At 36.4% G+C, this 21876-nt stretch carries 14 protein-coding genes; 7 read left to right on the top strand and 7 right to left on the bottom strand.

What is annotated here, in order from left to right; translation table 11 throughout:
* Positions 1-26: 26 nt before the first annotated feature.
* Positions 27-746, bottom strand: a complete 720-nt coding sequence (locus tag DFQ11_RS02730; protein WP_158524975.1) for a DUF3298 and DUF4163 domain-containing protein — start codon at positions 744-746, stop codon at positions 27-29.
* Positions 747-889: 143 nt separating this feature from the next.
* Here DFQ11_RS02730 and DFQ11_RS02725 point away from each other — a divergent pair, with 143 nt between their 5' ends.
* Complete coding sequence (locus tag DFQ11_RS02725; RefSeq protein ID WP_110474074.1) at positions 890-2029, top strand: cystathionine gamma-synthase; 1140 nt, start codon at positions 890-892, stop codon at positions 2027-2029.
* A gap of 74 nt (positions 2030-2103) precedes the next feature.
* Here DFQ11_RS02725 and DFQ11_RS02720 read toward each other — a convergent pair whose 3' ends face one another.
* A complete protein-coding gene (locus DFQ11_RS02720) occupies positions 2104-2895 on the bottom strand; it encodes a THC0290_0291 family protein (RefSeq protein WP_110474073.1) in 792 nt (263 codons plus the stop codon).
* A gap of 306 nt (positions 2896-3201) precedes the next feature.
* Between DFQ11_RS02720 and gdhA the strand changes: the two genes are divergently transcribed.
* The 5 genes from gdhA (at position 3202) to DFQ11_RS02695 (ending at position 11553) form a co-directional block, all read left to right on the top strand.
* Complete coding sequence (gene gdhA, locus DFQ11_RS02715) at positions 3202-4545, top strand: NADP-specific glutamate dehydrogenase (RefSeq protein ID WP_110474072.1); 1344 nt, start codon at positions 3202-3204, stop codon at positions 4543-4545.
* 121 nt (positions 4546-4666) lie between these two features.
* A complete protein-coding gene (gene porZ, locus DFQ11_RS02710) occupies positions 4667-7054 on the top strand; it encodes a type IX secretion system anionic LPS delivery protein PorZ (RefSeq protein WP_110474071.1) in 2388 nt (795 codons plus the stop codon).
* A 3-nt stretch (positions 7055-7057) separates the two neighbouring features.
* On the top strand, positions 7058-7777 hold the full coding sequence (gene recO / locus DFQ11_RS02705) for a DNA repair protein RecO (RefSeq protein ID WP_110474070.1): 720 nt from the start codon (positions 7058-7060) through the stop codon (positions 7775-7777).
* A 28-nt stretch (positions 7778-7805) separates the two neighbouring features.
* Positions 7806-10235 (top strand): TonB-dependent receptor plug domain-containing protein, encoded by a 2430-nt coding sequence (locus DFQ11_RS02700; protein WP_110474069.1) that lies wholly within the window; start codon positions 7806-7808, stop codon positions 10233-10235.
* Between the two features lie 352 nt (positions 10236-10587).
* On the top strand, positions 10588-11553 hold the full coding sequence (locus DFQ11_RS02695; protein WP_110474807.1) for an IS110 family RNA-guided transposase: 966 nt from the start codon (positions 10588-10590) through the stop codon (positions 11551-11553).
* A gap of 51 nt (positions 11554-11604) precedes the next feature.
* Here the strand turns inward: DFQ11_RS02695 and DFQ11_RS02690 are convergent, their stop codons facing one another.
* From DFQ11_RS02690 to DFQ11_RS02680, 3 genes are all read right to left on the bottom strand, one after another.
* Positions 11605-13125, bottom strand: a complete 1521-nt coding sequence (locus DFQ11_RS02690; protein WP_146221489.1) for a hypothetical protein — start codon at positions 13123-13125, stop codon at positions 11605-11607.
* 202 nt (positions 13126-13327) lie between these two features.
* Positions 13328-13861 (bottom strand): hypothetical protein, encoded by a 534-nt coding sequence (locus DFQ11_RS02685; protein WP_110474067.1) that lies wholly within the window; start codon positions 13859-13861, stop codon positions 13328-13330.
* A gap of 719 nt (positions 13862-14580) precedes the next feature.
* Entirely contained in the window at positions 14581-19455 is a 4875-nt protein-coding gene (locus DFQ11_RS02680; protein WP_110474066.1) for a choice-of-anchor D domain-containing protein, read from the bottom strand.
* A 232-nt stretch (positions 19456-19687) separates the two neighbouring features.
* On the opposite strand from DFQ11_RS02680, the gene DFQ11_RS02675 reads away from it, so the two are divergent.
* Entirely contained in the window at positions 19688-20161 is a 474-nt protein-coding gene (locus DFQ11_RS02675; protein ID WP_110474065.1) for a regulatory protein RecX, read from the top strand.
* A 158-nt stretch (positions 20162-20319) separates the two neighbouring features.
* Here DFQ11_RS02675 and DFQ11_RS02670 read toward each other — a convergent pair whose 3' ends face one another.
* Positions 20320-20850: a DUF6646 family protein gene (locus tag DFQ11_RS02670; RefSeq protein ID WP_110474064.1), complete on the bottom strand. Its 531-nt coding sequence runs from the start codon at positions 20848-20850 to the stop codon at positions 20320-20322.
* Positions 20851-20910: 60 nt separating this feature from the next.
* Positions 20911-21771, bottom strand: coding sequence for a cupin-like domain-containing protein (locus tag DFQ11_RS02665; protein ID WP_110474063.1), 861 nt, complete (start codon positions 21769-21771; stop codon positions 20911-20913).
* Positions 21772-21876: the final 105 nt, after the last annotated feature.

The raw sequence follows: 21876 nt of genomic DNA, 5'->3' as shown, positions 1-21876 counted from the left end.
CTTCAATACACCTCAAATAGGCCTTCTTAATGCACCTTCAAAAAGGCTTCAGCATCCTCAAAAGGAATCATGAATTCCGTATAACCTAAATCATAAGAAGCCACCTCATAAACATTGTAGAGTAAAATCAAGCCTTCTTCACTGAATCCAATGTTTTCCGGTAATTTGAAAGGTTCGCCAAAGAAGAAACTCTCCATAGTTAAGTTGTTTTTATCCTTTTCTATTGATTTTAAAAATTTGGCTTCAGCTAATTTCTTAAAGCCTTCAACATCATTTATTATATCATTAATTTCTAAGGTGTTTCCCGTTTTAGCATCGAGGTTTAATAACTTCACCTGATCGTTTCCATGAGCACCTCCCTTAAATTCATAAGCAGAAATAGCTATAGTGATAATTTCTGGAGACTGATAGGTAAGTTCAGATTCGATATTAAGCTCCCAAATAGGCTCAGCAGCCTCAGGGTATTCTTGAACAAACTTTAAATATTCATCATTGAAATGTTTTAAAACAGCATCAATATCCGTTTCTTTATCTGCAGAATTGACCGTATGTAAAATAGCGGTTTCTATACTTTTATTAATTGCTTTGCTGAGATCGTTGCTGTGGATAGCTTCATCATAAGCTACCGAAATATCGGCTTCAAAAGCTGTGCTGATGGTATTTGTTTTAAATTCTAATGGTTTTACTTCGTTATCACAAGCGCTTAAAACAAGTAAAAAGACAACAAACGGGATTAGTTTTTTCAAAGTCATTGCGTTTAAATAATCATTAGATAAAGGTATTACTTACTTTTGAATAGAGCGAATTATAGCTTAATTTTATTGTGCCAAAATCAATGTTTTTTTAATCCATAAAAGGATAAGCGTTCAAAATTTATACCCACGCAATGATGAAATTTAACACTAAGACAATTCACGGAGGTCAAGAGATAGATGCTGCCTATGGTGCTGTTATTCCGCCAATTTATCAAACGTCAACTTTTGCACAATCCATACCTGGAGGGCATAAGGGTTATGGCTATGCACGATCGTCTAATCCTACCCGTCATGCATTAGAAAAATCTTTGGCAAGTATTGAAAATGGAACTTATGGATTGGCTTTTGGTTCTGGAATGGCTGCTATTGATGCGATTTTAAAGCTGTTGAAACCTGGTGACGAGGTGATTTCAACAAGTGATCTTTATGGTGGGACTTACCGTTTGTTCACTAAAATATTTGCGGACTTTGGAATTGTTTTTCGCTTTGTGAGTATGGCAGATCCGGCGCAAATTGAAAACTATATAAGTAATGCCACAAAGCTTATTTGGATAGAAACGCCTACTAATCCTATGATGAGTATCATAGATATTCTTGCAGTATCTAAAATAGCTAAGAAACATCAAGTGCTGTTAGCGGTAGATAATACTTTTGCAACCCCTTATTTGCAGCAACCACTAGATTTAGGTGCGGATATTGTAATGCATTCGGCCACAAAGTATTTAGGAGGGCATAGCGATTTAATTATGGGAGCCTTGATCGTAAAGAATAAGGAATTGGCAGAGCAATTATATTTTATTCAGAATGCCAGTGGTGCTATATGTGGTCCTCAAGATGCCTTTTTAGCACTTCGAGGTATCAAAACCTTACATGTTAGAATGCAGCGTCACTGTGAAAACGGAAGGGCAGTCGCAGAGTATTTGGCACAACATCCAAAAATAGAAAAGGTATACTGGCCAGGATTCAAGACTCATCCCAATCACCATATAGCTAAAGCGCAAATGAAAGATTTTGGGGGAATGCTGTCTTTTTCAACTAAAGGCAATAACTACAAAGAGGCCATCAGAATAGTTGAAAATTTAAAAGTGTTCACTTTAGCCGAATCTCTTGGCGGCGTGGAGTCCTTAGTAGGACACCCGGCAAGCATGACACATGCCAGCATTCCAAAGGAAGATCGAGAAAAAACAGGAATCGTAGATTCTTTAATTCGTTTGAGTGTAGGTATTGAAGATGTTGACGATTTAATAGCCGATTTAAAACAAGCAATAAATTAATTCAACCTAGAGTTTATAAAACGAAAAAGACCATATTTAATGTGGTCTTTCGTTATTGGATGTAATTAAATAAATTAGTCGAAATAATAGATATATCCAACATTTAGCCAAACAAGCCAATCGTTAGACTTATTAGAGGGTAATTGATGGTCTAATCCATCTGTGTAATCACTGAAATAGCTTTGAACCCTTAAGTCAAGCATTAAATCAGAAAGTATACTAAGCTTATAGCGTGTTCCAACACTTCCAACTAGCGACCAAGTGGTGCCACTTTTCGCATCAATAGAACCCGGTTCCCAATTGGGGTAAAAATTATTAGGATTGTTAACGTTTAAGTCGCCGTAGGTAGTTGTTACCTTAGGATTGAAAGAAACAAACTGTACACCGAAACTCACAAAAGGAGCTAGGTAATGGTTACCTTGAGAAAAGGCTTTAATACTAATAGGGTAATATTCTAATTGTGCTCCAACATTAAAGTTTTGAGCTTCACCAGAATGTGCTCTTAATTTATCGGCTGCTGCACTTGTTCTACTTTTATCTACCCAAGTTCCAAAGTGATTAAGTTCTGTTTTATTCCAAGAGAGTTCTGCACGAATTTTAAAATGATCCGTAAAATAATTGTTTGCAGACCAGTAATAGTAATTAGTGAGATAATCAAAGTTCAAATAATAAACTATACCAATCCCTATTCCAGTATTACCAGAATTTGTATCAAAGTCATGACGCTCACCAAAATCAGATTGGAAAGCTACAGGACCGGTAATAATACCCACTTCATGCGAAAAGGCAAACTGAGAATAACTGTATTGAATAGATAATAAAAACAATACAATTATAAAGATTCGTTTTTTTATTTGTGATATCATGTAACGCTAAAATTCAGACTCTCACGGAGTAAATATATAAAAACTCGTCGAAACACTAAATAAAACAGATATAATGCGCATTTAATTAATATTTAAGAGAAAAGTTAGTATTGTTTTCTAAAAAAATAACTTAAGAATAATAAAATAATCCCTATATAATTTTATGATATAAAGGATAATTGTATACAATATATTACAAATTTCTAATATTCATTCAATATTACATTTTTTTTCCTTTAGAATAATCGATTAATTGTTTTTTTAGAGATATTTAAACTAACTTAATGTCACTAAAATAGAAGAGATATGAGAGAGAAAATAGATAGGTTTTTAGCAGAGGTAGAAGCCAGAAATAGCCATGAACCCGAATTTTTACAAGCCGTACAAGAAGTCGCAGAGTCATTAATACCTTATATAGCAGGGAAGGAAGAATATAGCGGTAAAAATCTTTTACTTAGAATGGTAGAGCCTGAACGTTTAATATCTTTTAGAGTGAGTTGGGTAGACGATGAGGGTGAAATCCATGTGAACAGAGGTTATAGAGTTCAAATGAATTCGGCGATAGGGCCATATAAGGGTGGCTTGCGTTTTCATCCATCCGTAAATGCGAGTATTCTGAAGTTTTTAGCCTTCGAGCAAGTATTTAAAAATGCCCTAACTACTTTACCTATGGGTGGAGGTAAAGGCGGATCTGATTTCGACCCAAAAGGAAAATCAGACGATGAAATAATGCGTTTCTGCCAAGCCTTTATGAGTGAATTATTTCGACATATTGGTCAGCATACCGATGTGCCTGCTGGTGATATTGGCGTGGGAGCTAGAGAAGTGGGATTCATGTTTGGAATGTATAAAAAACTTCGAAATGAGTTTACAGGCGTCATCACGGGTAAAGGACCAACTTGGGGTGGATCTTTAATTAGACCAGAATCTACCGGTTATGGTACCGTGTATTTTGCCCAGAATATGCTTGAATTAAAAAATGATTCATTTAAAGATAAAACTGTGGTCATATCCGGAGCGGGAAATGTAGCCCAGTTCGCCGCAGAAAAGGCGATAGAATTAGGCGCTAAGGTGCTCACTTTTTCGGATTCGGGAGGATATATTTTGGATGAAGAAGGGATAGATTCAGACAAGCTGAAATTTGTAATGGACTTAAAAAATAAAAAACGAGGACGAATAAGTGAATATTTAGAGCAATACCCAAAAGCAAAATACTTTGAAGGCCAAAGACCATGGTCCGTAAAATGTGATATTGCTCTTCCTTGCGCTACTCAAAATGAGCTCAATGCCGAAGAAGCCAAACGGTTAATCGCTAATGGTTGTATCTGTGTGGCTGAAGGCGCAAATATGCCCTCAACACCTAAAGCTATAGATGAATTTCAAAAGTCAAAAATTTTATTCGCACCGGGTAAAGCTGCAAATGCGGGTGGTGTGGCAACGTCAGGCTTAGAAATGAGTCAGAATTCATTAAGGTACAGTTGGTCTAGAGAAAAAGTAGATTCTAGATTGAAAGGAATTATGGAAGCCATTCACGACTCCTGTGTGGAGTATGGTAGAAACGAAGATGGTTCTGTAGATTACGTTAAGGGAGCAAATATTGCTGGTTTTGTAAAAGTAGCCGATGCCATGTTAGCACAAGGCGTGGTTTAACTCTTGCATTCATTTTATATAGAGCTTCTGTGTTTTCATGGAAGCTTTTTTTATCACATAATATATGATTAGCCTCATATTATCGTTACTATTAATATCTTTGAGCAAACCTAATTAACGAATGCGTAGCACTATTTTTAAAATCTTTATACTAGTATTTGGACTTTCTTTTTCAAGTTATAGTCAAGATTTCTCAGCCCTGTGGAAAGGACATTTTTCGTACAACTCTATTGTCGATGTGGTAGGTGGTGAAAATAAAATATATGCGGCGGCACAAAATGCGGTATTCGAATACAATACTTTAACCAATGAATTAAAAACAATTACCACAGTTGATGGGCTGTCAGGTCAGCAAATTACCACGATTTATTACAGCGAAACTTATCAGTATTTACTTATAGGTTATGAAACTGGTTTGATTGAAGTGTATTCCGAAACAGAGGACACCGTATTGACTGTTGTAGATATTTTAGACAAACCCAATATCACGCCTGTAAATAAGCGGATCAACCATTTCTATGAGTTTGAAGGATTGGTTTATATTTCAACTGATTATGGTATCTCAATATATGATTTAGAGGGTTTAGAATTCGGAGACAGTTACTTTTTAGGCAATGGTGGCACACAAATTACTGTCAAACAAGTTGCAATATTAAATGGCGAGATTTATGTGGCCTGTTTAGATGCCAATGGTTTAAAGAAAGCCGATTTAAATAATCCAAATTTAATAGATTTTGCCCAATGGCAAACTGTTCTATTTGGCAATTATCACAGCGTAAATACATTTAATAACAAGGTGTATGCGGTACGTAGTAATAGAGTACTCTATGAAATTGACGGAACTACAACCACTAATTTATTTACCCTAGCATCTCTTCCATTAGATGCAGATGTGGTCGATTCATTCCTTTTATACAGCACATCAAATGCTGTATATGTCTATGATCAAAATTTACAACTGCTTCATAACTATCAACCAACACAAGATTTTTTAACAAATTTCACCTCTGCAACTATAACGGATGATGAGATATTTATCGGTACAAAGGATTTAGGTGTACTAAACATTCCGATGGCGGAAAACCAACTTTATACCGTGATTAAACCCAACGGGCCTTTGGCCAATGAAGTCTTTAGACTAAATGCCACTACGGGTGTGGTATGGGTGAGTTATGGTAAATATACAGCAGCCTTAAACCCCTATCCGTTGACTTCTAAAGGTGTGAGTTACTACTCACAGGACCTGTGGAATACTATTCCTGTAGATAGTCTTTTTGGAACTCTAGAATTAAATGAAATAGCCGTTAATCCTTTCAATACTAATCACGTATTTATTAGTTCTTTTCATGAAGGTATTGTAGAATTAAATGAGTTTGAAGCCACACAGCGTTTAGATGAAACTAATAGTGGATTGGAATCTTATTTTAACCCCAATAACCCTGACGCTACTGAAGTCAGAGTTTCAGCTTTGGAATTTGATAGGAATGGGTTGTTATGGTCTCTAACAAGTAGAGTTGATGCTGCTTTAAAAACTTATGATCCCACTAGTGGGAATTGGCAAGCATATAGTTTTTCAGATATCATCGATGATCCTTTTACAGATGAAACTGGTTTTTTTGATATGGCTATCGATAATAACGGGACGAAATGGATTGGTTCCTATTCCAACGGTTTAATAGCATATAACGAAACTGTGCCAAATTCGCCAATCCGAAATTTAAATTCCGAAGCTCAAAACATCTCGCCATATACGCGCTTTATTGCTGTAACTATGGATAATAGAAATCAATTATGGCTAGGTACCACCAATGGCATACGAGTTTTATATAATACTTCTGGGTTTTATGATGACCCTAATCCGATTTTACGATCTATTATTATTCTAGAAGATGGTATTCCTAAAGAGCTTTTGGAAGGTCAATCGGTCACCGATATTAAAGTCGATGGCTCCAACAATAAATGGGTGGGTACAGCAGATTCAGGAGTTTTTTATTTCTCTCCCGATGGTCAAAAAACCATTTATCATTTTACAACTACCAATTCGCCACTACCCTCTAATCGTATTAATGATATTTCTATAAACCCTAATAATGGTGAGATTTATATCGGGACAGATAAGGGATTAATGTCTTTTAAAGCGGGAAGCTCTAAGCCGCAATCTACATTAGAAGAGGCGTTCGTATATCCAAACCCAGTGCGTCCAGAATATGATATTCTAGGCTATAACGACCTGAACGATATCAATAAAGGCATTAAAATAAAAGGACTTACAGATCGGGTGAATATAAAAATCACGGATGTCGAAGGAAATCTAGTCGCCGAAGCCCAGTCCAATATAAATTTAAGAGCGTCTAACTCTAATTATAACTTCGCCATAGATGGCGGTACAGCCATTTGGAACGGAAAAAACCTTGCCAATAATGTGGTGAGAACAGGAGTGTATTTAATTATGATTTCAGATTTGGAATCCTTCGAAACTAAAGTGCTTAAAGTTCTAATCGTTAGATAAACCATGCTTTCAAAAAATAGCAGCATCGTCCTTTCAAAATTAAAGTATAGAGAATACGATCTTATCGTTAAGTGCTATACCGAACAAAGAGGGGTGGTCAGTTATTTGCTTAGAGGGGTTTTAAAATCAAAAAAAGGACTGTCTAAAACGGTTTATTTTCAGGCCCTATCGCAATTAGAAATTGAAGAGGTTTACAAACCCAACCAAAGCCTTCATGCGATTAAGGAAGTCAAGTTCAGTTATGTTTACAGCACCCTTCACAACAACATCTTCAAAAGTTCTATCGTCTTATTTTTATCTGAAATCCTTTCTAACGTTTTAAAAGAAGAAGAAAAGAATGAAGATTTATTTCATTTTATGGCTACAGCCCTTCAATATTTAGATAACGAAGACCAATTTTCAAACTTTCATTTATTGTTTTTATTGAAGCTAACACGCTATTTAGGCTTTCAACCTGAAAGTGTAAATACTGATTTTTCCTATTTTAATTTAGAAACAGGAGTTTTTGAAAATTCTAATCACGGAATATACTCCGTATCAGGGGAAAATTTAATAATCCTAAAACAGCTGTTGGGCACAAATTTTGATGCTTTAAATGCTGTAAAAATCACGGGAAAGCAAAGGCAAGAATTTTTGAATATGCTACTGTATTATTTTGAATTACATTTGGGTAGTTTTAAAAAACCGAGATCATTACAAGTGCTTAACGATGTGTTTCATTAAGCTGTAATTCCAAAATTAGATTTTGATAATGAGTTCAATTATAAAGAGCACGGTTAGATTTAGCATTTTCTTGATGCTTTGTTTACAGATAACCTACGCGCAAAAGGTGACGGTTTTAGAAGAAGATACCCTTGAACCTATTCCGGGTATTGCCTTATATAATTTAAATAAAAATAAAACAAGGGTTACCGATATAGATGGGCAAACCTCGTTAGATATTTTTGATGAGGATGAGATGATTTTTTTTAAAAACTTCCTCTATGAAAAATTCCAACTCACCAAATCTGAAATTGCCCAAAACAACTATATCGTTTATCTCTCTCCAAAGGTGGAAGATTTAAAACAGATCGTGATTTCGGCGTCTAAGTTCGAGCAGAACAAACGGGATATTCCAAAATCAGTGGTGAGTATAAATGCATCTGAAATTGCTTTAGCTAATCCGCAAACTAGTGCAGACCTTTTAGAAGGAACCGGAAATATCTATATTCAGAAAAGCCAGATGGGAGGTGGAAGTCCAATGATAAGAGGCTTTTCTACGAATCGCCTATTAATTACTGTCGATGGTGTGCGAATGAATAATGCTATCTTTAGAGGCGGTAATCTTCAGAATGTAATTTCTATAGATCCCTTGGCCATCCAAAATACCGAAGTGACTCTTGGAGCAGGTTCTGTCGTTTACGGAAGTGATGCCATAGGTGGTGTAATGAGCTTTTATACCAAAAAACCACAGGTGTCCTATACAGATGACGTGTTCTTAAGTGGAAACGCCTTAACAAGGTATGCCAGTGCAAGCCATGAAAAAACGGGACATTTAGATTTTAATTTGGGTTATAGAAAATGGGCCTTTTTAACTAGTGTTAGTTATACCGATTTCGACGATTTAAGAATGGGGAGTCATGGACCGGAAGAATACCTCCGTCAACATGTGGTTGCACAGCAAAACGGAGAAGATGTGACTATCGTGAATGCAAACCCAAAAGTTCAAACCCCAACAGGTTACGATCAGATTAATGTGATGCAAAAGTTGCGTTATGAACCTTCAGATAATTTAGATTTCGACTTAGGACTGTATTTCTCTACAACGTCAGACTATTCAAGGTACGACAGATTAGTACGCTACAAAGGAGATAATTTACGCTCAGCCGAATGGAATTATGGGCCGCAACAATGGTTCATGGGAAATTTTCAAATCACCAAGCTGAGTAGTAGTTCAAACCTATACGATAAAATTCAGACGACATTAGCCTATCAAAACTTTCAAGAAAGTAGGAGCGATAGAGATTTCGGGTCAGAGTTGAGAGATGAAAGAGCTGAAAATGTAGATGCCATTTCCTTTAATCTCGATATTGAAAAACGACTAGGCTCAAAAACCACATTATTCTATGGAGCGGAGTATTTATACAATACCGTAGGCTCAGAAGCTGAGGTGCAGAACTTAGATTTAAATACAAGCACGCCAAGTGTCACACGCTATCCCAATGGCTCGACTTGGCAATCTGCCGCAGCCTATACAGGACTAAAATACAAACCCAATAGAAAGTTCGTGTTCCAGTCAGGACTAAGATATAACCAGGTGATGTCTCAGGCCGATTTCACACAGAACAATACCTATTTAAACCTTCCTTTTTCAGACGCTGAGGTCAATACAGGAGCGCTAACCGGAATGGCAGGAATTACATGGTCACCAAGTGAGATGATCCAGTGGAAGTTGAATGCCTCCACAGCATTTAGAGCACCGAATATAGATGACATAGGAAAAGTATTCGACTCAGAACCAGGAGCCGTCGTGGTACCGAATAAAAACTTAAAAGCCGAATATGCTTATGGTGGCGAATTAGGATTAAAACTAAACTTCGACAACAAAGTCATTTTCGATTTAGCCACCTATTACACCTTTTTAGATAATGTTTTAATCCGAAGAAATTACACATTGAATGGTGAAACGGAAATGGATTATGATGGCGAATTAAGTACAATCCAAGCCATTCAGAATGCCTCAAAAGCCTGGATTTACGGTTTTGAAGCAGGCATGGAAGTCAACTTTAGCAAAGAATTAAAGCTGCGTTCCCAATACAATATTATTGGAGGAACTGAAGATAATAATGGGATTGAAGAACCAGTAAGGCATGTAGCACCAAGCTTTGGTCGTACCCATTTCATTTGGAAAGCAGATAAGCTAGTCTTGGATGCCTTTGTAGTTTATAATAACGAGTTATCATTTAATCAATTAGCAAGGTCTGAAAAATCTAAAGATTATTTATACGCCTTGGATAAAAACGGCAATCCTTTCGCCCCAGCATGGCATACGCTCAATTTAAGAAGTCAATTTCAATACAATGAAAATTGGAGTCTCACAGCAAGTCTAGAAAACATCACAGACCAACGCTACAAAACCTACTCCTCAGGAATCGCCGCAGCAGGGAGAAACCTAATTGTGTCTGTAAAATACACCCTATAAATCCACACCAGCTCCAGAGGAGCAACGGTTTGTATATCTTGAAAAGTAGCAGGTTTGTATGTGCCATTTTTCCGTGTAGAATAAAGATAGCAGAAAGAACCAAACTCTTGGCTTAGCCCTTAACTGCTATTTTTTATATACGGCTTAAGTTTACAATTCATTAAATTTATTAGATAATCAGAAAGAACAAAAGAGAGAATTAAGGTTAGTATATACGGTGAAGCTTAGACTTCGACAACATTGATAATCCTCTCTCTTTTTCTACCTAAATTTCGTTCAGTTCTGTGAGACCAAGATCTCGATTTTAAGTTGTTGAAAGTAAAGTAGAATGTCCTTTCCAAATTCAGTTCTTATGACTAAAGATAGAAAAATTTATGGTATTGACATTAGTAAAAATGTCTTTGATGTGTATTGTGTAGCAACCGGACATACGCAATTAAAGAATGATGAAAAGGGCTTTAAAAGTTTTTTAAAAACACTGCCTAAAACAGCATTAGTAGTTATGGAAGCTACAGGTTATTATCATTATAGGTTTGCCCAGTTTTTACATAAGCACGATGTAACAGTGTCTGTTGTTAATCCTTTATCGGTTAAGCGTTTTATCCAGATGAAATTAGCTAAGGTAAAAACAGATAAGAGTGATGCTAAGGCTATATGTGAATACGGGACCATGAATGAATTGCCAATTTATAATGCTTATACAGAAGTGCAGGCAGAGTGCTTACAGCTTTTTAGATTGTTAGATAACTACATTAAACAACGTACAGCAACCAAGAACAAACTTCATGGTGAAGATGTTTTAGGTATTCCTTCACGTATGGTTTATAGCTCTCTAAAACGACAGTTAAAACATCTAGATAAAGAAATAGTAATGCTTGAGAAGCGTCTTTTAGAACTCGTAAAACAAGACCAACAGCAGCAATTAACGTTGCTTAAGAGTATTCCTGGAATGGGAGTAAAAACAGCATTGTTTTTAATAGTTATAACAGATGGTTTTAAAAAGTTTGAGACCGCAGCACAACTCTGTAGTTACGTAGGTATTACTCCAACAATTAGAGCTTCTGGTAGCAGTGTTCGAGGAAGAAGTAGGATTAGTAAAGTAGGGAATAAGAAGTTGAGAAACTTATTGTTTTTATGTGCTTTTTCAGCATGTAAACACAACCGAGCTTGTAGAGAAATTTATGATCGTATTGTAGCAAAAGGAAAGAGTAAAAAGTTAGCGTTAATTGCAGTGTCTAATAAGTTGTTAAAACAGGCTTTTGCTATTGCTAAATCAGGTTTACCTTATGATGAGAATTTTGTTTCTAGATTAGCTTAAAATTACTTGTTTTTTAACTCAGTTCTTTGTTAGGCACTGTGCTTTTTAATATTAATCTATAGGTGTCAACTCGTTACCTCCACCACCACTGTCGCTATCTACTTCAAACGTTCTGTAGCTCCACTCACCGTTTCCGCAATCGCATACGGCTCTCACTCCAATGGTCAACTGTCCCGAACTATTTGGATTAACGTCCTTATATGCCGTGTCTGCATAATTCCTGACCATACTGTTTGGTATTTGCCACTCAAATGTGACGTCCAATGGGTCGTTGGCCTCATAAGTAAGTGGTGTAAAATTTGCTTTTAGTTGTGTCCACGTACCCACATAAAAATCATAGGTGTCAATTTTTTGAATTGTCAACCCTGCATTGCTTGGTACACCTACCCAAACCCCTTGTTCCACTTCAATGGCAGTCCCCGGAATACTTGCGGTAATCAATCCTGCGTATTGGTTGTCAAAGATGTTTTGGGATACCGTTATGGTATTGGAATCTTGGGAAACAATGTTCAGGTTGGATGAAACGCTCCAAACCACCGAACTAACACAAGGATGGTTTGCACCACTTAGCGTGTAAGTGTAATTCTGCCCTTGGCATACAAAGTTGTTGCCTGTGATTGTTGCATTAAAAACAGAAGAAGGCAAACCTATTTGGATATTCTCCTTTGTTTGGGTTGCTGTTTGATTACAAGAATTTTGTAAAACAGCTGAAAGTGTAATAATACCATCTGCAACTTTTGTAACTGTAATTTCGCCAGTACTACCATCTAACGTTGCTGTTGCAATATTTGGGTTTGAGGTGCTTACTGATTGAATTGAAATACCGTTAGGAAGATTGTTAAAAGCGTAAATTCCTGTATCACAAACGTAATTATCTCCTGAAATATCAAAGTTTGGGTTAAAATCACTTATTGTAACACTACTTATTAGCTGCTGAAAATTTTCACCATTAACAACTTCAGGTTCTACTTTAACATCACTAGGTGGAAATGAAACTGGCTGCAAGGTTACCGAACTTGTTGTAGTTTCAAAATAAGAAACAGGTTCTCCATCCCTTAACCAACCACTGCCGACGTTCCATACATAAATTAACTCTCCTGGTGTATTGTTTTCATTCTCAACATAAAATGTTATTTCTGAGTCATCTCCACAGTTTAGACTAACGTTTTCAGGTGAGATAGAAAATTTAGGAAATGTTATTTGGTTCTCACACGATTCTCGCATAAATTCCTGAATACTTTCGTGATAAACAATAAAAATACCACCACCTTCAGTATCATCAAATAGGCTATAATCAAGAGATAAGTATATAGTTGGAATATCAAGATAAGCAAATGAATCAGTATATGTCCAATGAGTGTCATTAATCCCATATTCTTGAAGAGGAACCGCAGCTGAACCACTATTATACCATACTGTTAAAGTTCCATAAGTATATACATATCCACCAGGACCAGTATTGTGAGGTACTCTAACATATGCATCGAACGATATGTCATTGTTATTAAATGCATCCAGGTTGATTGTTTCACAATCATCATATTCATTATTTAAATACTCTATATTTTCCATTTTTACATCCATTTGCGAGAATACACTAATTGAAGACGCAATGAATAAATAGAAAAGGATTGATTTTAAGTTGTTATTTTTCTTAATAATTTTGTAAAAGTTTATTAATTATTTGAACGTGATTTTTAAACTTGAGAGGCTCTTATCTAATAAGAGCTTTCTCTTTTTGTATCTATTCTATGTCATATTCTTAGTTTTTAGATTAATTTTTTGATAAGTGTATTTGAAATCCTAATACAGCTTTGAATGAGTCAGAATTTGAGTCCTGCAAATTTCCTTTTTCATAGACCAAAGAAAATTCCATACCGACAACATTATTAAAAAAAATAACTTGCCCTAATCTAATTCCATAAAAACTAGAATTTAAAGCATTGTCATCTATAGAATTAACATCAGAAACCGTATGGGTAAAATCATAATGCAATTGTACAAACAGATTAAATTGTTTCTCTAAATTGAGAAAATAATATCTAGTGAACACACCAACACCATATATGTTAAAACTATCAAAATTCTCATATCGTAATGAAGAACCAACGGCAAACTTATCTTTAAGAAAATATCCAACATTTGGTTTTATTGTTAAGTATTCTCGCTTAGAACTTGAACCATTGTCAAATTCAAAACTTTGGCTAGTAAATTCCCCATTCCCTCCAATAAGCCAATTTCCTTTGGTTATTTGTGCATTTAAACTTACTGAAGTTGCTACTACTAAAAAGAAAAATAATGTTCTCATATTGTTATTTTGTTTTTAAAGTTTGTTATTGTATTCCAAATATATGCATTTGGTGTGCTATGGTTACGTAATAATTTCTGTTTTCTGTGTTTCATTTCAACCGTATTTTTTTCCAGCATTGTGCCTAACATATTAATAGATTAATAATATCAGAATTCGTATTCAGCTCCAGCGGAGCGACATATTAATAGAATATAATACCACAATCCAAAAAGCTTCGGAGAAGCGATATATTAATAGGTCTCCAGAGGAGCGAAATATTAATAGCTAACAACATCAGAATTCGTATTCAGCTCCAGCGGAGCGACATATTAATAGGCCTCCAGCGGAGCGACATATTAATAGAATATAATACCACAATCCAAAAAGCTTCGGAGAAGCGGCATATTAATAGATTAATAATATCAGAAATCGTATTCAGCTCCAGAGGAGCGACATATTAATAGAGAAATATTAATAGCTAACAACATCAGAAATTGTATTCAGCTCCAGAGGAGCGGCATATTAATAGGCCTCCAGAGGAGCGACATATTAATAGAGAAATATTAATAGCTAACAACATCAGAATTCATACCAGCTCCAGAGGAGCGGCATATTAATAGGCCTCCAGAGGAGCAACATATTAATAGAGACATATTAATAAACAAATTAACAACATTAAAATTCAAACCACCATCCACCCATTTTTTTTGGGGGGAACAACCAAAACCCCAAAGAACCTACCGCTGTTTCACCGCCTTTTTGCTAATCACCTGCCCATTAGACAACGTAATTTTCGCAATATAAGCAGCCTGACTCAAATTAGACAAATCATAAACCTCTACCGAACTACGACCTTTCAAATTATAAACACGACGTCCGGTAACATCTAAAATTTCAACATGTTTAATACTATGATGCTTAGCAACACTAAATTGAACATCACCATTCGGAAATTCAATAATACTAATCGCGTTGGAATCTATGAATGGATCATCAATAGATAAAGAAATAGGATTAAACACAATCTCAAAACGATCATTGAATTCGCCGATATCTGAATTGAACGAATAAGGATTTTCGTTTAAATTATGCACAATACCCAACACGTTATCCTTTAGGTACACGGTTTGATTTTCAGTTTCGAATAAACCATCTACAAATGCAATAGCGATTGTATGGTTGCCTTGTTTAGTAATATTAACTCCCAAAGGAATAACATCTGTATCTGTAAATGGTAAGCCTCTTCCTTGAATAACAAATTTCTCATTGTTAATTAGGGAATAAAAATTTTGATTATCTGTAATGGCATCATATAAACGATCACGCTGATGCGTTGCATTTTCTACATAGCCGACTAAAATACGGGCTGATGACTGGTTTTCGGATATTAAATCTAACCAAACGCGGTGTTTTTCTGTACCGCCATTTCTATAGAATTGGGAGTTGTCGTAGCTTTTATCGCGCATATCGTTTCTAAACTCAATTTGCTGGGTAGCAGCAGAACCATTTTTCATGTTTACCATAAAGCCTTGCCCAGCAGCGATATTGCCGTTAAAAGTGGAAGGACCAGAGGATGTTCCTGATGCGTTATAGGTTATATAGTCATTCGCAGTATAATTATATACAAAGTCTTGATAAAAAGGATCTGCGTAGGCATTAGATGGTAAGTTACCATGCGTCCAAATATTTACAAAACCATCTAATACTGAAGTATTAACAGAGTTGTTAAGGAATTCTATGGCGTTAATCGCAGACGGATAAGGGTTGCCTAATAAGTTCCAATCATCATCTTCGTTTGCAGAGATGTCACCTCTCGAAACATTAAGTGTAATCAAACCATTAAACGGAACCCCATTATTAAATTCCGCAGTATATACTGCAGCTGTATTGGTATACGAGCTAGGACCTCTTACAATATAACCAACCCCAGGTGCCATGATTTCCCCAGCAGCAGGAACCCAATCTCCTTGCGTGCTATTGGCATTAGCAGTCGTTGGACCCCATCTAAAAATAAGACTCGTTGGGGAGCCTGGAGAAATGTTATTCACATTAAATCCACTAACGGGCGACGACCAATAGACATAATCCAAACGTCTGATTTGTGTGTCTCGTAACATGCTTATATTACCTGTATTTACTCCAGAATCATCTATCTGTACTAAGGACCCATTGTTTTCTATGTGAAACGTCCCATTGTTGGTGACATTTAAATTTACATTTACATAATCACCATCGCCTACGTTTAAGGTGTTTCCTGCATTTATGATTAACTGACAAGCACTAAAGCTACCATCAGTACTAGTCGTATAATTTCCATCTAAATAAGCGATTGTATTAATATCCGGAGCGGAGTTAGACCAACTGCTGCCATCCCAAACGGTACGTTCTATATGTAATCTTACGGCATTACTAGCGGTATAACAGGTGTTTGAATCCTCTCTAACTTGGCAGTAGTATTGGTAATCATTAAGGTTTATAGCGTCTAATATATCTAGAGTACTAGCAGTAGCACCACTATACAGGGCGCCATTGCTTACCTCGGTCCATCCAGAATCTCCTGGAGCACTATAATACCATTGGTAGGTTAATGGGTTTCCTCCTGTAAAGCCTTCTTCAGCAGTTACACTAATTGATGCTGTAATATCACAATTCGTTGTAGGTAGGTTAGGCTGTGCAGTAATAGAGGGTGGTACACCCGTAGAAAAATCATATGTCCCGATGTCTGAATAATCATTCCCACCACAGGAACTTGCACCTTTGCCAGCCCAATCAATAATTAACCAATTGTTATCGTCAAAGGTTGGATTTGGCAAGGGGCTTGCTGTATTTAATCGTCTAAAGTTAAAACCACGATCTCCTGAAATTGGAGTATGAACGCTATCCATCCAATTATTACTTTCATAAACACCAAAAGCATCAACAACTACAGTTCCCGATGATTTCAATAAACGAAGGGCATCATGTTCATCAAACGTCATATTTATGCCTCCTACATAAAATACTTGGTCTGCTAATTCTCCATTGCCATTTACAGGACAACTATTATTGGTCGATGGATTAGTTGTGGCACCAATGGCTACAACAAAAGTGGTATTGTGTGCCATGCTCCCGGTTAAATTAACTGTGTTAATTGGTGTTGCATCCCCATTATTATAAATACCTATAGAATAGTCGGAAAGGTTCACTGTGCTGCCGGTTCCGTTATAAAGTTCGATATAGGTCAATCCTCCTAAGGTGGCATCTGTAACTTCACTAATAAATATATCTGTTAAAGTTGCGCTGCCTTCACAACCACCAATTTGCTTGTCAATAACATTAAAGAGAAACGAACTAGAACATCCAAAATTATTTGTTATTACAAGATTTCCCGTTTGAGCACCGGCTGGTACAATAACCTCAATTTCATTTGTGTTAATAACTGTTGTGGCTAAAGCAGTGCCGTTTAAAGTGACTGTTGCAGTACTAATATCAGTACTATTATCTGTTAAAGTAATTACAGTTCCAACAGGTCCGGAATTTGGTGTTGAAATCATAGTGCTCGAACCACAAATACCAGTTCCTCTAACCGCGAAGGTATACGGAGTTACGTCATTATTATTAATAGTTACAATAGCATTTTTTACACCTGGAGAAGAGGGGTTAAATACTATTGTGACAGGAGCAGAGTCTCCAGGAGCCAAGGTTGTTGGTGCTGGATTACTTATGATTGTAAATTCTGTTGTAGATACAGTTATACTGCTTAGATCTAGATTTCCAGTACCTAAATTAACAATAAAGTAGGTTTTGGAAGCAGAGGTTTGTCCCTCTATTGTGGCTGCAAAAGTATTGTTATAGGCAACAGCAATCCCTGCACCATTAGGAATGTTGTTTCCAGAGTTAGTTTCCACTCGTATCTCCGGAGTAGGGGGTACACCGTTTCCTGTAAGATTAACTACACATGTGCCCTCATTAGAGTCATTATTCGAGATAGTTAGTTCTGCGGTCTTATAACCATTAGAGGTGGGTGTAAATTGAATGGTTACCGTTTGCGTACCACCTGGTGATACCGTAAATCCACCTACAGGAGAAATTATTGAAAATTCTCCGGCATTTGTACCGGATAGGTTAAGTGCACTAACGACTAAGTCTTCGGTGCCAACATTTTTGATATCAAAAGTAGTTTCCGGGTTATCAAAGTTGCTTCCTGTGTCTCCAAAATCTATAGTGTAGCCACAACTTTGGCTATCTCCTGACTCATCGACTAATTGTAGTTCCGGACTTGGAACCTCGCAATCACTAAGATGAGCTCCTAAACCTGAAATATCATCTTGATTATAAACTTCCCATTCTGAGTTGAAGGTTGGAAAACCAGTAACAGGATTTGAGGAAACACCATTCTGCACACTCGAATTTCGTCTAATTGTTTTATTTTCAGTAGAGCGACCGTCTGAACCTGTCCAAGCGGATCCAGGGTCTTCGCCAATGGTTCCAATGATATCTATATAAGATGAACCATTTAGAAGAGCAATGGCATCATCTCCATTAAAATTACAAACGCTTGTAGTTGTTACTGCTCCCGTGTAAATATTTGCGCTAGAATTAGCATACACAATAGTTCCATACGGAGGAATAGTGCCACTTAAGGCTTGTGTTGAGGAGGGTGATGCGCTACCATTTGAGTACAAGGCTAATGAATATCCGGATATGTTTATTACAGCATTTGTTGGATTATAAATCTCAATATATTTATTGTTACCTGAGCCTTCTACGTATTCCGAAATAAAAAGCTCATTACAATTACTACCTCCTGTTAAGGTTACTATTCCCTCTAATGAAACTGTTTTAGTTGTTGCGCCAGCACTTGTCGCAGTAATATCTCCAATGTATGTATTGACTGTTAAACCAGCTATTAACCTTGTGTAAATCGTTGTAGTATTTACAGTTCCACCACTTTCTGTTAAGGTGATTGTAGGTCCAAAACCACTTCCAGAGGTAGTAGAAATCTCAAAATTTGTAGGTGCGCTTAATGTAATGTCATTTGTTAATAAAACCCCTTGCACATTAAAAGTTTGCTCTGCTGAAGGACCTAAAGTTTCAACATAATCTAAACCGGTAAGGGCAGTGGGTGATGTTGTGATAGTGGGTCCTGAAGCACCAAAAGCAGTCAAAACTAAATTCCGTAAACGAATGCCTTTTCCTGTGAAGGAATTTACAGATAATCTTAATACAGTATTTGCTGAAACTGTAGGGATGTTAATTGTATGTGTTGCATATTCTGTAGTAGTAACAGGAGTAGTATAAGATTGCGTAAAAGTTGCACCTCCATCGGTTGAAACTTCAACTAAGAGAGCACTGTGTTCCCCACTACCATAGGATCTAATATCGACTTCAAAAGTTGCGCTTGTATAAGCGCTTAAATTATAGCTAGCGGTTTCAATTATATCACCAGGATTTCCGGGTTGCAAATGGTAATAAGTGCTTTCGTCAATAGGTCGACCAGTTACATTATTGGTGCCAGTCCAGTCTGCAGGAAACACACCGCCTCCAGCTAAATTAAAAATTTCAGTCTGCCCATAACCAGACCAACTAAAGCATAGAAATGCCAAAAATATAAGGGAGTATTTCTTCATCATAAGGGTATTATTAATAGGGGTCGGACTACAAATATACGAAACTCCTTGCGTATCAGGATGTTGTGAAAATTAATTTTATGAACAATAAAGCCATGATTCTTAGACTCTTACTCGTAACCCCTTGTGTTTTCGGGACATACAATACCACGGGAAATGGGCATTATTAACAATTAAATAATGTACACCTAGAAAAAACTCTCAAATTCCCCTGATCTATTGTATTTTTGGGCTAATGCAGACACATAAAACATATTCGGTTGAAGAGGCTAAAAGAAAACTAGAAAGCTACTGCGCTTACCAAGAACGCTGCCATAAAGAAGTACGACAAAAGCTCGAGAATATGCGCATGATTCCGGAGGCTATAGATAATATTATGGTGCATTTAATTCAGCATAACTTCCTCAATGAAGAACGTTTTGCTAAAGCCTTCGTCAGTGGGAAATTCAGAATTAAAAAATGGGGAAAAAACAGACTGCTTAGAGAACTCAAATTCAGAGAGATTTCAAAATACAGTATAGATGCAGCCCTAAAAGAAATTGATCTAGACGATTATTATAAAACCTTAGACGAATTAGTTCAAAAACGTATAGAACAAGTCAAAGAAAAGGATAAGTATAAAAAGAAGAAAAAAGTAGCGGACTACCTCCTGTATCGCGGCTGGGAATCTCACCTGGTCTACGATAAACTAAATGAGTATCTCAATTAAGTCATAGCACTTTTAACTCCAGAAAAGCCTGCTCTTAAAAATCTACATAAAGTCAACGGGAACTATAATTTCACGTTAAGCACAGCCCAAACAAATCAGCCCAAAAAAAAGCCCTCTCAAATACGAAAGGGCTTCATGATATAGGTTAAGAAGAGGTCTTATATATTAAAAGACGCTCCAATATTTACCGTAAACTGATTGTGTAATTTTTCAGCAGGCGATAAGTGATCAGTATTGTATTTGGCTATAGGAAGGTTTAACTCCGTATACAAACCAAAGCCTTCCGAAAAGAAATAACGAGCACCAAGATGCGCACCAAAGTTCTTTAATCCTAAGTTTAAACCAGGATAAAAATCGAAATTCTCATCAATATTAAGAATGTTACCAATATTCGCGTTAAAACGAGCTTTTAAATCATAACGATCGATAAAGCTAGCTTTATCCTGTGTTGTTCCGTCATTAAGTTCAATATCATTTTTTAATTCTTCAGGAATTCCTAAAGCGTAAGACGTAGAAAGACCAATAGACATATTCGCGCCAATACCGTAGTCGTAAGAAATATTTACACCTGTTCCATTATCTTGAATGTTGGCACCAACTTGAAACTTATTATCACCTTCACCAATAAAAGCTTGTGAATGTCCAAAACTAAAAGCGATCAACGCTGCTATTAATACTAATTTTTTCATGTTTATATTTTTAAAAATGAGGGCAAATATACAAATACTATTCTATTTAATATGAGAAATTTAGTTGAAACGATGGGTGTTGCTAATAGCCTTCTCGTTTTTCCAATCAATCCATTTCTGACCCTTTATACGGCGCATCACATTATCAATACTTCGCATGATAAAAACGTTGTAAATCGCTTTGCCTAAATTTTTAGGATTTCGAGCAATAGCGCGTAAACTCATAGAAAATCCAGGTGTGATATAACGCATATAGTGCCAATAACCTTCGGGCATATACAGCACCTCTCCATGGTTCAATTCACAAACCCAACCTTTGGCCTTTTTTAGAGCAGGCCATTTTTCAAAATCAGGATCGTTAAAATCGATATCTTCTCTTGTAATTAACGAATGCGGGACCTTATACAAATAATCGTTCTGGTCTTGGTCAAATAAAATGCATTGCTTTTTTCCTTCAAAATGAAAGTGGAAAATATTCGCCAAGTCAATATCGTAATGCATAAAAGTATAGGAATCCTTCCCTCCAAAGAACAACATTGGTAAGCCTTTCATAAGTCGAAGGCCAAAATCAGGATAGGAATAATCCTTTTGAAGCTGAGGCACTTCCTTTAAAATATTCCAAAGAAAGATGCGGTATTTGGTAGGTTCACGCTTTAGCAAATCCACATACTCACTCATCTTCATGGTGGCATGGGCTTCGTTAAATCCATCCTTATAGTCTACGGGTCTATCGTCGTAAAGCGGAACGGTTTTGTCGCCAGCCACTTCCTTCATATAGTCCAAACTCCATTTACTATAAGCCGGCCAATCTTCTATAAACTGCTCTATAACCACAGGTTTCTGAGGCTTGAAATAGTGCTTTATAAAATCGTCCTTAGAAATGTTCTTTACACGAGGTATGTCTTCAAGATTGAGTTTCAAATGACAAATGATTTAGCCGACAAAATTAAGTAAAGCTAAGGAAATGGAATTGAACTTTGCAAAAAATTAAGAATTGCTCTTGTTGAAGGGCGAATGAAACGGATG

The organism is Winogradskyella epiphytica (assembly GCF_003217215.1).
Classification (GTDB): Bacteria; Bacteroidota; Bacteroidia; order Flavobacteriales; family Flavobacteriaceae; genus Winogradskyella; species Winogradskyella epiphytica.
Note: the sequence above shows the minus strand (reverse complement) of the source record. Positions and strands in the feature narration are given on the sequence as shown.

Bases quoted from the DNA above. Each gene is read 5' to 3' on its own strand.
- DFQ11_RS02725 (WP_110474074.1), top strand. From the start codon at position 890: ATGAAATTTAACACTAAGACAATTCACGGAGGTCAAGAGATAGATGCT.
- DFQ11_RS02675 (WP_110474065.1), top strand. From the start codon at position 19,688: ATGCAGACACATAAAACATATTCGGTTGAAGAGGCTAAAAGAAAACTA.
- recO (WP_110474070.1), top strand. From the start codon at position 7,058: ATGCTTTCAAAAAATAGCAGCATCGTCCTTTCAAAATTAAAGTATAGA.
- gdhA (WP_110474072.1), top strand. From the start codon at position 3,202: ATGAGAGAGAAAATAGATAGGTTTTTAGCAGAGGTAGAAGCCAGAAAT.
- DFQ11_RS02685 (WP_110474067.1), bottom strand. From the start codon at position 13,861: ATGAGAACATTATTTTTCTTTTTAGTAGTAGCAACTTCAGTAAGTTTA.
- DFQ11_RS02720 (WP_110474073.1), bottom strand. From the start codon at position 2,895: ATGATATCACAAATAAAAAAACGAATCTTTATAATTGTATTGTTTTTA.
- DFQ11_RS02690 (WP_146221489.1), bottom strand. From the start codon at position 13,125: ATGGAAAATATAGAGTATTTAAATAATGAATATGATGATTGTGAAACA.
- DFQ11_RS02670 (WP_110474064.1), bottom strand. From the start codon at position 20,850: ATGAAAAAATTAGTATTAATAGCAGCGTTGATCGCTTTTAGTTTTGGA.
- DFQ11_RS02680 (WP_110474066.1), bottom strand. From the start codon at position 19,455: ATGATGAAGAAATACTCCCTTATATTTTTGGCATTTCTATGCTTTAGT.
- porZ (WP_110474071.1), top strand. From the start codon at position 4,667: ATGCGTAGCACTATTTTTAAAATCTTTATACTAGTATTTGGACTTTCT.
- DFQ11_RS02695 (WP_110474807.1), top strand. From the start codon at position 10,588: ATGACTAAAGATAGAAAAATTTATGGTATTGACATTAGTAAAAATGTC.
- DFQ11_RS02700 (WP_110474069.1), top strand. From the start codon at position 7,806: ATGAGTTCAATTATAAAGAGCACGGTTAGATTTAGCATTTTCTTGATG.